Source organism: Occallatibacter sp. (assembly GCF_036502485.1).
GTDB lineage: Bacteria > Acidobacteriota > Terriglobia > Terriglobales > Acidobacteriaceae > Telmatobacter.
This window is the reverse complement of sequence record NZ_DASXYM010000039.1, coordinates 1-11,228: the sequence shown is the minus strand read 5'-3', so window position 1 is coordinate 11,228 and position 11,228 is coordinate 1. Positions and strand designations below refer to the sequence as shown.

Sequence of the window (11,228 nt, the reverse complement as noted above, 5' to 3'; positions counted from 1 at the left end):
GTACAGGATCATGGAAGTCCTGGGAGCCAAGAGCAATGCGGATCTGATCAAGTACGCGGTGCGAAACCATATCGCCGGCGCGTGACGGTTCTGCGGGCCGTAATTATCAGTTTGCAGCGGCCGTTTCAATAACTTTCAGGGATCATGGCAAGAGAGGGAGCCTGAAGGTACTTGATCAGCAGCACTTCGTTCCCCTGCTCGTTGTAGATGAGTTCGTCAACGAAATGCTGGGCCACGAGGATGCCGAAGTTTCTGTTTGAGGCGGTGGGGACGGCCGGTTCCATTTCCTTCTCGGGAGCACCATCGTGCTGGTTGGGCGATCCCAAAGCGTTCGGAGATTGATTGAATCCCGGGCCTGGATCTGTCACGCGACATGCGATGGCGTGTTTTGCGCGCAGGTACGAGACCTCGACGTACTCTTGCGGATCGAAACCCGCGCCGTGTCCGGCGGCATTGAGAAGCATCTCGCGGAAGGCGGTTGCCACCTGGGTGCGCTCCAGGGCGGGTAAATCCGCCAGTTCCTGAAAGAACTGCACCATGCGCTCAATGCTGGGAAGGTCACAGCGGATCATGAGGCGAATCCATGCGGGGGTGGCCGACACGACCTCGATCCCATCGTCCCAGCAGGGCGCGTCCATGGCGATGGCGATCATGGCCTTGAGGGTTTCCAGCGAGTAAGGCTTTGAGAAGATGCTGAACGCTTGTTCCCGCAGTGCAGCGAGCGTGTCTTTCGGCGTCGGGTAGCTGGTGAGCACAATCATGCGGGTGTGCGGCCGAACTGCGCGGATGCGCCGCAGGAGGTCCAGATCTTCGCGGGCGGAGCTCACCTCCGCGGTCACCACCAGGTCGTACGGTCTTCTTTTCACCGCAGCCAGTGCAAGATCGTTATGAGCTACGTAATCGACGCTCCAGTTTTTGGCGACCAGGTAGTCGAACAGCATCCAGTTCATCTCGAGATCGGCAACCACGAGCACGGAACGATGCACTGTTTGAAGAGCCGACTTGGAGACTGTGTTCATGCCTGACGACCCTCGCGATGAGTGGAGCGCGCCGCCCGAAGCGTCTGCGGTTTCTCTGAAGGATTCGCTCTCATCGGTAGCAAAGTTGACCCGCTCTTCTCAACTGTCATTAGACGCAGCGCGCCGTTTGAGACGTGCGGATTACCTCCGTTGGGACGAGCAAGACTTTCTCGAAACGCGCTGTGGCTGGGCAACTTAGTTCTCTCTGTTACTGGCAGATTTGGCAGTTACTCAAGCCGCCTGCCCCGGCCAGAATCCCGGCAGGATTTGCGGCACGCTCTGTCTGCCGTCGCACTGTGCCCAAGCGAATCTGCGGCGAAGCCAGTCATCTGCAAGATCCGCCGCAGGCAGGTGGCGTGCGGCTCAGGCGCGTGTGTGCGTGCCGGGTCTACCACCTGCCCCGCTGAACAAACGGCCCGTGACGGCACGCGTGGAGAGGCCTTGGATGAGCTATCAAACTGAACATCTTTTTCCGTGATGACTACAAGCGACAGGGTTGGCCGTCTCGTTTCGAAGCGAGTGGCAAGGGCGCAGAAACGGTTCGACAGCCTGGTGAAGGAGGCGTACGGGGAGCAATAGCTAATCTGGCCAACACGGGGTTTACGGCGGCCGACATAGGCGCGCAATGATCTCGAAAACTACAACACTGTGCTCGATGCGGTAGTCGGAGACTACTCCGCCAGCTCGGCACGATCGAAGAACAGAGCGCAACACTGCTTCGCATCCGCGAAGCACTCTCGTCTAACGCGTTCAGCGCGGATCTCTGACGGCAGAAGGACAGGTGGCTGATATGGCGGAGCTCACGAACCACACCTTTGGCGAAATTCAACCTGGAGCTACGGCGGAGTATACGCATCGGCTGAGCAGGATGGATGTTGACGCACTAGCGATCGTCTCGGGCGAGATTGATCCGTTCCATCTGGATAGAGAGGGAAAAGGCCGAGAGGATGTCTCGGCTGCGGGTGTGGCTGCGGAGGCCGTGATCACGGCGATGATCAAGCGGCGGTATCCAGGGCCCGGCACAACCGTTGTTGCGCAAAACCTTATGTTCGCCGGATCGCTTTCCGCAGGCGATGAAGTTACCGGTTCGATCACGGTTCGCGAAAAGCGCGAGGCTGGCAACGTGGTGGTTCTGGACTGCATGGTCACGCGCGGGGACCGGCGGATCGTGTCCGGTTCAGTGACGGTGGTGGCACCGACGGAGCGCATCTCGTATTCGCAGATAGCCACTCCAGAGATTATTCTCCGTCGCAACGATGCGTTCGCGCCCATCTTGCGGGCGTGCGAGAGCACTCCTCCGGTGACGTGCGCGGTGGTTCATCCGTGCGATCGCAATTCCCTGCTTGGAGCTATCCAGGCGGCTGAGCGGGGTCTCATCGAGCCTACACTGATCGGGCCCGAGAGGAAGATCCGGGCAGTGGCCGAGGAGGAAGGAATTGATTTGTCTCCCTATCGGATTGTGTCGACGGAACACAGCGTGGCGGCCGCGGAGCGGGCGGTTGCGCTGGTACGCGCCGGAGAGATCGATTCGCTGATGAAGGGAAGCCTGCATACCGACGAGTTGATGGGGGCGGTGGTCTCGTCGGCGACGGGCCTGCGGACCGCGCGCCGCATCAGCCACGTGTTCATCATGGATGTTCCGGCTTATCCGCGCATCCTGCTGGTGACGGATGCGGCTATCAATGTTGCGCCCACGGCGAAGGAGAAAGTAGATATCGCTCAGAACGCGATCGATCTGGCACATGTGCTGGGAATCGAAGAGCCGCGCGTGGCCATTCTGGCCGCTGTCGAAACGGTGAACACGACCATGCAGGCTACGATTGACGCGGCCATTCTGTGCAAGATGGCCGATCGCGGGCAGATCACGGGCGGCATTCTTGACGGACCGCTCGCCTTCGACAACGCCATCAGCGAAGAAGCCGCGCGCATCAAGAAGATCACATCGCCAGTGGCGGGAAGGGCGGACATTCTGCTGGTGCCCGACCTGGAAGCGGGCAATATCCTGGCCAAGCAGTTGGAGTACCTTGCCGGCGCGAATGGGGCGGGAATCGTGCTGGGTGCGCGCGTTCCGATTGTTCTTACAAGCCGCGCGGACTCTGCGCGTAACCGGCTCACCTCGTCGGCAATTATGAAGCTGGTGGCCAACGCGCGCCGTGCGCCGACGGCGATGGGGTCGCCCGAGGTGGCTCATGTCTGACCAGATTGGCGTTCTGAACTCGGGTTCGTCGAGTATCAAATATTCTCTGTTTGCGATCGGCGGGGACGGTCTTCGGCCGGGTATCCGGGGCCAAATTGAAGGCCTTTTCACTAATCCGCATTTTGTCGCCAAGCTCGATGGGAAGACGATTGCGGAGAAGTCCTGGTCCGGCGGTATCACTCTTACCCATCGCGAGGCGATGGAGTATCTGCTGGTCTATCTGCGCAATGCTCTGAGAGACAGCAAGCTGGTCGGAATTGGACATCGCATTGTGCATGGCGGGCTCAAGTACACGGCGCCTGTGCTTCTGGACAGCGCCGTGGTTGACGAACTCGAAAAGCTTATTCCGATGGCACCGCTTCACCAACCTTACAATCTGGAGCCCATTCGGCTGGGGCTGGAGCGGCGGCCCGATCTACCCCAGGTGGGCTGCTTCGATACGGAATTCCATTCCACGTGCCCTGAAGTGGCGCAAATCATCCCGCTTCCGCTTCGGCTGAGAGAAGCCGGTGTACGTCGCTACGGATTTCATGGGCTGTCCTATGCGTACATTGCATCTGCGCTTCCCGCGGTGGATGGCGAGGCGGCGGCGGGCAAGACGGTTGTGATGCACCTGGGGAACGGATCCAGCATGTGCGCTTTGAAGGCTAGCCGCAGTGTTGCGACAACCATGGGGTTTTCCGCGCTGGACGGACTTCCGATGGGCACGCGCTGTGGAAGCCTGGATCCCGGTGCGATTCTGTTCCTGCTGCAGCACGAAAAGATGCAGGTGAAGGATCTGGAACGACTGCTCTACAAGGAATCAGGACTGGTTGCGCTCTCCGGGATGTCCAGCGATATGCGCACATTGCTTGAAAGCTCACATGCGGAGGCGATGCTGGCCATCGATGTATTCGTTTACCGGATCGGGCGGGAGCTAGGCTCTTTGGCTGCGGCCATGGGCGGTCTCGATGCGATCGTGTTCACGGGGGGTATTGGGGAGAATGCTGCCGCGATCCGTGCGCGTGTCTGCCGCGATGCGGCGTGGCTGGGCGTGGAACTGGATGAAGATGCAAACAGGACGGGGGCCGCTCGGATCAGCACATCGAGTAGCCGCGTCGCAGCCTGGGTGATCGCGACCAACGAAGAACTTATGATCGCGCGTCACACGCAACAGGTTCTTAACTTAAATGAAGAGGCGCGTGACGGCAGTCCCAGTTCCGCAGCCGGTTTTAAAGGATAGACATGCGCTGGTGGTGGAGTTGCGAAATGACGTATCGCGGCGCGCAGAAGGTGGTGAACGACTACAGCGCGATGGGGCCGGTGAAGGCGGCGCTGGAGGCCTGTTGCCGGTATCCTGCTTACTAACCTGGCCCTCAAGGGATTCGTGTACACGCCATTTCGACCGGGCCGCTGAGGACGCGGGCCTCGTCGGGTCTCAAGGACTTCGACCTTCTTCTGGCTGAAGCTCTGCCCCGGTGCACGAGCTCGTGGATATCATGGATGTCGGTTTTACTTGCGCCTATCTTGCGACGCCCTACGGGTGCCGCATCACCGGAGAGACCATGTACGTGGATGGCGGAGCCCATATTCTGGCCTGAAGTTTTTTCAGCGAGAACAAGCCCCGGGCCATGACGCCGTGACCCGGGCTTGCAGTTTAAATGGCGGTCAAACCACCTTCTCCGGTGCAGCGCTGCTGCCCGACCCCTTTGACGGTGCGCTGGCCGCCTTTGCCTCCGACAGAACGCTGGTTCCCGCGACTTGATCGGCGGTCAGGCGTTGCCCCAATTCGGCCTTGGGGAGTTGAAGCGCATTCTGCGCATCGACGCGCGCAAAAAGATCGAGGGTCCGAGCAATCAGTCCTGTCCAGCCCGTTTGATGGCTCGCTCCCAAGCCCGCTCCGTTGTCGCCGTGGAAGTATTCGTAGAAGAGGATGTAGTCCTTCCAATACGGATCGTCCTGGAACTTGCTGGCTCCGCCATAAACCGGCCGTTTGCCATCCTTGTCCCGCAAAAAGATATTGGAAAGTCTGCGTCCAATCTCCTTCGCTACTTCAAACAAGTTCATTCGATTGCCGGAGCCGGTGGGACATTCCACGGTGAACTCGTCTCCATAGAACTGGTAGAGATTCAGCAGGGTGCGAATGATCAGACCGTTGACCGGCATCCAGATAGGCCCGCGCCAATTCGAGTTGCCGCCAAACATTCCGTTATTCGATTCGGCCGGGAGATACTGCACCTTGTACTCGTGCCCGCTCAGCCAGAACGAAAAAGGATGGTCAAGATGGTAGCGCGACAGAGAGCGGATCCCGTACTCGCTGAGGAATTCGTTCTCATCCAGAAGGTAAGAGAGAATCTTCTCCATCTTGTCTTTGTTGCACACCGAGAGCAAACGCCGGTTGGCATATCCCTTGAAGCTCCCGTCCAGCGGCGCAATATGCCGGAGTGCCTCCGGGTGGCGATTTCTGAATACCTGCAGAAGTTCCGCCAGCTTGGGGAGCCGCTGCAGAATTCCCTCTGCGTCGAAGACCGATGCGGCGCACAGCGGCAGCAACCCCACCATAGACCGCACCTTCAGCCGCGTCGCATCTCCGTTGGGGAGGCGGAGAAGGTCATAGAAGAACCCATCTCCGCTGTCCCACATCTCATCGTGATGCGTGCCAATCCTGTCCATCGCATAGGTGATCCACAGAAAATGCTCCAGGAACCGGAATGCGACGTCTTCATACATTGAGTCGTATTCCGCAAGGGTGAGGGCGATCTCCAGCATGTTCTGGCAGTAGAACGCCATCCATGCTGTACCGTCGGCCTGATCGAGTGATCCGCCGGTCGGCAGGGGCGCGCTGCGATCGAAAACCCCGATATTGTCGAGTCCCAGGAACCCGCCGGCAAATACGTTCTTGCCTTCGGGGTCTTTCCGATTCACCCACCAGTTGAAGTTCAAGAGCAAACCCTGGAAGGACTTCTCCAGGAAGCGCATATCGGACCGCCCGAGCTGCTTTTCGATATTGAACAGGAAGATTGTCGCCCACGCGTGCACCGGCGGGTTCACATCACTGAAGTTCCATTCGTAAGCGGGAATCTGCCCGTTGGGATGCGCATAGAGTGTCCGCAGCATCAGCAGCAGTTGCTCCTTGGCGAAGTCGAAGTCGACCAGCGACAGCGCTATGGCATGGAAGGCCAAGTCCCAGGCGGCATACCACGGATACTCCCATTTGTCCGGCATGGAGATGATGTCGCTGTTGAGCATGTGGAACCATTCGGCGTTGCGCGTCTTGCGAACATTCCCGCCCATCAGTGGATGCGCGTGATGCTCGGTAAGCCAGCGATCGAGGTCGAAATAGTAGTACTGCTTGCTCCAGAGCATTCCGGCGAGAGCCTGGCGGTGAACGCGCTTCTCGTCCGCGCTGAGGTTCTGCGGGGTGACGCGGTCGTAAAACTCATCCGCATCCACCACGCGCGCCGCGAACACATCCTCAAAATCCTTGAACGGGTCCGAAGGAGGCTTATCACCGAGGCGAAGTCGAATGGTTACGTTGCCGCCGGCGGGCACTTCCAAGCTGTAGTGCGCCGCGGCCTTGGTGCCCTCCCTGGCCGGGTTAACTGCATTGGAATTGCCGTTGACCACGTACTCATGGAAGGCGTCTTTGACATAAGGGCTCTCATTGGGCTGGCCCCACAGGCGAAGCGTGTTGGAATCGTTCGCAGTGAACAGCAACTCCGGACTGCCGTCGCAGTCCAGCACGCTCTCGCCGAGCTCTTCGTGCTTCGCGACGATGCTCCCCGATCCTACCTGCCGGAGTTGCGGCATGGCCGAATTCGACTGCCACATCCACGTATTTCGGAACCACACGGTGGGAAGGAGGTGAATGGGCGCTGCCTCCGGGCCGCGATTGTGCACCGTGATCCGGATGAGGAGGTCCTCAGGGTCGGCCTTTGCGTATTCAACGAAAACATCGAAGTATCGATCGTCGTCGAATACTCCGGTATCGATCAGCTCATATTCCATTTCCTCGCGCGAGCGTTGCCCGTTGGTCTCTACCAATTGCTTATAAGGGAACGCACGCTGCGGATACTTATATAGATACTTCATGTAGGAGTGCGTGGGCGTGCTGTCTACATAGAAGTAGTATTCCTTCACATCCTCGCCGTGATTGCCCTCGCTGTTGGTCAGGCCGAACAGGCGTTCTTTGAGGATGGGATCGCGTCCGTTCCATAAGCCGAGCGCGAAGCACAGGAACTGTTTGTCGTCGGAGATTCCGGCCAGCCCATCTTCACCCCACAGATAGGCGCGTGACCGCGATTGGTCGTGAGTGAAATAGCTCCACGCATTGCCATCGTCGCTGTAGTCCTCGCGCACGGTTCCCCATTGCCGCTCGCTAAGGTACGGACCCCATTTCTTCCAGGGAATCCCGTTTTCGCGGGTATCGTTCAACCGGCGTTGCTCAGCCGTCTCGGTATAGCTAAATGGAGTGGAACCGCTTCCTGTTGCCATGAATCTCTCCTCCTCGGCGCCGGCAGAGGTTACCGCCGCTATGATTCACGAAGCTTGCACGTTTCCGCTTCCTCTTACCTCGAAGAAGTGAAACCCCCACGGCGCAAGCTCCACATACAAACCGGGTGAGTCCATTTCGGTCCCGGCACGCACGTATTCGACCCCGTTCACTCGATCCCTCAACTTAACGGTCTCTTTGCTCAATCCGGTCCATGGGACCCGCACGTGGGCCTGCGAGAGCGAATCGCTTAGATTCACGACCACCAGCACTCTCTCGTACTCAAGAGTCCAATGCCACGCAGCGATGTTTTGATAAGTGCTGTTGTCGGGCCATCCACCACGCTCGCAAAGTGCCCAATCCCCAATGCGGAAGATCGGTCGATTTACTGCTGTCAGCAACTTCCTGTAGAAGCGGCGTAAGCCCTCATCGGCAGGCTCCTCCGGACGCCGGCCCAGGAAAACGGGCGGGCGGACGGTTCGGCCCTCGAACTCTCCCTCGTGGAACATTCGGATGCCGGGAAGGGTTGCCACCGTCAGCGCAGCCGCGCGCTGCTTTGCTCCAGCGAATGCCGAGGCCGCGCGCGGCTCATCATGGTTTTCAATGAATCGCAGGAGTTTCTTCTGGTACGCGAGATCGGCGCAAAGATGCAGCCTCACAGCTTCTGCATTGCTGTGCTCAAGCAGGTCATAGAGCTTCTTGTCGTAACAGTAATCGAAGCCTTGTTGCTGCAGATCCCATTCAAGATTCCAGTAGGCTTCGCCAACGAACAGAAAATCAGGGGACGCGGCTTTCACGGCCCCGATGACATCGCGCCAGTACTCATGGGCCGGCACCTCACCGGCGCGGCTGCCCCAGGTCCGCTCGAAGATTGCCGTCATCGGCAACATAGCCATGTCGCAGCGGACTCCATCGGCCCGGCCGGCAATGGAGCGGAGCGTGTCAACAATGGCGATGCGCAGTCCAGAGTGAAACGCATTCAGCTGCAGCACGTCGGGCCATGCGGGGAAGTTGGGATCCCGGCCGCGCGCGAAGACATTGCCGTTGCGGACGAGAAACAAATCGGGGTTGTTCAGTGCATCCTGTGTGGTTCCCTGGACGAAATACTCTGGATGCGTGATCGTCCAAGTGTGATCGGGAGCCACGTGGTTGGGAACGAAATCAACAATCAGCTTGATGCCTCTTTGGGCCAATTCTTTGCGAGCGGAGGCAAGGCCCGCAGTTCCTCCCAGGTGCGAATCGACTTCGTAGTTGCGGATGCAGTAAGGCGACCCTACATTGTCGACGATTTCAAAATCGGGCAGCGCACGGCGAAAGTCTGCGATGAGGCCGCCGTTCTCATTGGCAATGGCGATCCCAGCCGGGCTGCGCTCCCAGACACCCATCAGCCACACCGCGTCAAATCCGAATTCCGCGATGGCGTCCCACTCGGGCCGCGGCACTGAACCGAGGTCCACCGGTCGGCCATGCTTGCGAGCTAGATCCGAGAGCCAAACCCAGGTGTCGATCTCATACAGCGTGGGGGATGGAGGCCACGGGGTTGGAGGGGCCGGCGCTTTGGTGTCTTCAAGGGTCGCGAGAGACATATTCAAAACACTCCCCGCCTCTTGCGTTGAACGCGTCTCCGAGCTTGCTCTCATCAGGAATTTCGGACGCTTGGAGGTATTCCCCGGACTCCCAGCAATTGGGGCGCTTTCGGAGTTTAGGAAGCATCTGGTGGCGGCGGAACTGGAAACACTGACAGTGCCAGCCGTAACCCGCCTCAGATGAATGCCGATTCGGATTCTGTACTGCGTATTCTGTCAGATGCCCATGCGGGGGCAGCATGCTCTACTGATGGCCAGATTGTACCGCCATCCTCCCTGGAGAGCGAATCCGGGCCATGTCTATTTCTGCCCTACTTCATGCCCGGAGTGGACGGGCCGAATGACGCACAAGCCTACCTCATGGTTCTTCCCGCTCATCGCATGCGCCCTCCTCTTTAGCGTCCGCCAAGTCTATTCCCAGGATCTTGCACCTCGCGCCTACCTGATTACGCCCGTCCATTCGAACGCCGCTACGCTCACGTACGCCCTCGTGGATGGCAATGTAAATTTCGATGGCTCGCTCCCCGTCACCGACTCCAAGGCGCGGGTAAGTTTGCCGGTTGTCAGCTATGTCCGGTCATTGAGGCTGGCGGGGAGGTCGGCCAACGTGCTAGTGGCCCTCCCCTATGCCGTGGGAAATTTTGAAGGCAAGATAGGTAAGGCGCAGGCCAATGTGTATCGATCGGGCCTCGCTCCGCTGACATTTCGGCTCTCGATGAATCTATGGGGCGGTCCGGCCATGGACGTGCCCCATTTTGTCCGCTGGAAGCAGAAGTCGCTTATTGGTGCGAGCATCAAAGTCAATCCGCCTACAGGCCAGTATGACTCCGCAAAACTTATTAATACAGGCATCAATCGATGGGCATTCAAGCCGGAGATTGGTCTGTCTCGACGATGGTCGCATCTGGTGGTGGACGGCTACGGGGGCGTATGGTTCTACACGCCCAACCCGAAGTTCTATTCCGAGAATGGCGTCTTCGCCGGTATCAATCGGCAGACCCAGGACCCGATGGGGTCCTTTGAAGGCCACCTCAGTTACGACGTGAAAAATCGCCTGTGGGCCTCTTTTGACGGCAACTTCTGGTTCGGGGGCGCCACCAGCATCAACGGAGTGCTCAATCCTCTGACATCCAACCGCAACTCCCGCGTGGGAGGCACAGTCTCAGTGCCCGTCTCAAAGCGCCAGTCAGTGAAGTTCAGTTATAGCAATGGCGCGTACATCCGGTACGGGGGCAACTTTCAGAACATATCCGCAGCATGGCAATACTCCTGGATCACGCGTAGATGAGATCCCTACCTTATCTATTTCCTGATCTGAATTCGATGCGTTGGGCCCGCGCAGTCCAAGTCAGTCCCGCGTGCCGAATGAGATGTCGACGCATTGCGTTTTGATGTGCGGATTCGGCACATAGGGATAGCGCGACTCGATTTACCTGGGGGCTATGGCAGAGCCGGCGGCCGGAACAAGGATGAAGGCAGGGATGCACGCCCGCGTGAAGACGCCTGGCGAATGGCGCCAGTGTAGACTTGAACTCTGTGCCGATCAGGGCCGATCAGGTGCACGCACCTTCAGCTCATTCTGCGGTTTTGCCATTCTCAGGGGCCTGTAGCTCAACGGTTAGAGCAGGGGACTCATAATCCCTTGGTTGGGGGTTCAAATCCCTCCGGGCCCACCATTGAAGCAACAACTTACGTTCTCTCTCAGTAGCGACGAGCGGGTCGAGCTTCGTGAATGAGTCGGCCGAAGCGCGTTCTTCATGTCCAGAGTGTCTCGTTTAGGGAGAAAACTCCATCCGGCCTTTGTCGCTGTACGCGGTTCATTGCAAGCTGGCGCGAAGGTGCTGCTGGCCGCCCATGAAGGCACTCACCAGCGGTAGAGCGCCAGGCTATCCAGGTAGACTGTCGAACTGCCGCTTCCGCTGAAGGCACCGTCGATCTGGAAGTTCGTGAGAATT

At 58.7% G+C, this 11,228-nt stretch carries 7 protein-coding genes and 1 tRNA gene; 5 read left to right on the top strand and 3 right to left on the bottom strand.

The annotated features are described in order from the left end of the window. Positions 1-125: 125 nt before the first annotated feature. Entirely contained in the window at positions 126-1,019 is an 894-nt protein-coding gene (locus VGL22_RS06440) for an ATP-binding protein (protein ID WP_465266077.1), read from the bottom strand. A 790-nt stretch (positions 1,020-1,809) separates the two neighbouring features. On the opposite strand from VGL22_RS06440, the gene VGL22_RS06435 reads away from it, so the two are divergent. The 3 genes from VGL22_RS06435 (at position 1,810) to VGL22_RS06425 (ending at position 4,796) form a co-directional block, all read left to right on the top strand. Beyond that, positions 1,810-3,216 carry a bifunctional enoyl-CoA hydratase/phosphate acetyltransferase gene (locus tag VGL22_RS06435; protein ID WP_465266076.1) on the top strand — a complete coding sequence of 469 codons (1,407 nt, stop codon included), beginning with the start codon at positions 1,810-1,812 and terminating at the stop codon, positions 3,214-3,216. After that, on the top strand, positions 3,209-4,438 hold the full coding sequence (locus VGL22_RS06430) for an acetate/propionate family kinase (protein ID WP_465266075.1): 1,230 nt from the start codon (positions 3,209-3,211) through the stop codon (positions 4,436-4,438). The genes VGL22_RS06435 and VGL22_RS06430 overlap by 8 nt, the downstream gene beginning before the upstream one ends. A gap of 235 nt (positions 4,439-4,673) precedes the next feature. Beyond that, positions 4,674-4,796: an SDR family oxidoreductase gene (locus VGL22_RS06425; protein ID WP_465266074.1), complete on the top strand. Its 123-nt coding sequence runs from the start codon at positions 4,674-4,676 to the stop codon at positions 4,794-4,796. Between the two features lie 67 nt (positions 4,797-4,863). On the opposite strand, the gene VGL22_RS06420 is transcribed toward VGL22_RS06425, so the two are convergent. Next, positions 4,864-7,689, bottom strand: coding sequence for an MGH1-like glycoside hydrolase domain-containing protein (locus tag VGL22_RS06420; RefSeq protein WP_465266073.1), 2,826 nt, complete (start codon positions 7,687-7,689; stop codon positions 4,864-4,866). Between the two features lie 45 nt (positions 7,690-7,734). Continuing rightward, positions 7,735-9,273 carry an alpha-amylase family glycosyl hydrolase gene (locus tag VGL22_RS06415; RefSeq protein ID WP_465266072.1) on the bottom strand — a complete coding sequence of 513 codons (1,539 nt, stop codon included), beginning with the start codon at positions 9,271-9,273 and terminating at the stop codon, positions 7,735-7,737. 340 nt (positions 9,274-9,613) lie between these two features. Between VGL22_RS06415 and VGL22_RS06410 the strand changes: the two genes are divergently transcribed. Together VGL22_RS06410 and VGL22_RS06405 are read left to right on the top strand one after the other, a co-directional pair. Further along, positions 9,614-10,561 (top strand): transporter, encoded by a 948-nt coding sequence (locus VGL22_RS06410; protein WP_465266071.1) that lies wholly within the window; start codon positions 9,614-9,616, stop codon positions 10,559-10,561. A gap of 312 nt (positions 10,562-10,873) precedes the next feature. Next, positions 10,874-10,949, top strand: a tRNA-Ile gene (locus VGL22_RS06405). Positions 10,950-11,228: the final 279 nt, after the last annotated feature.

Bases quoted from the DNA above. Each gene is read 5' to 3' on its own strand.
- VGL22_RS06430 (WP_465266075.1), top strand. From the start codon at position 3,209: ATGTCTGACCAGATTGGCGTTCTGAACTCGGGTTCGTCGAGTATCAAA.
- VGL22_RS06435 (WP_465266076.1), top strand. From the start codon at position 1,810: ATGGCGGAGCTCACGAACCACACCTTTGGCGAAATTCAACCTGGAGCT.
- VGL22_RS06440 (WP_465266077.1), bottom strand. From the start codon at position 1,019: ATGAACACAGTCTCCAAGTCGGCTCTTCAAACAGTGCATCGTTCCGTG.
- VGL22_RS06410 (WP_465266071.1), top strand. From the start codon at position 9,614: ATGACGCACAAGCCTACCTCATGGTTCTTCCCGCTCATCGCATGCGCC.
- VGL22_RS06415 (WP_465266072.1), bottom strand. From the start codon at position 9,273: ATGTCTCTCGCGACCCTTGAAGACACCAAAGCGCCGGCCCCTCCAACC.
- VGL22_RS06420 (WP_465266073.1), bottom strand. From the start codon at position 7,689: ATGGCAACAGGAAGCGGTTCCACTCCATTTAGCTATACCGAGACGGCT.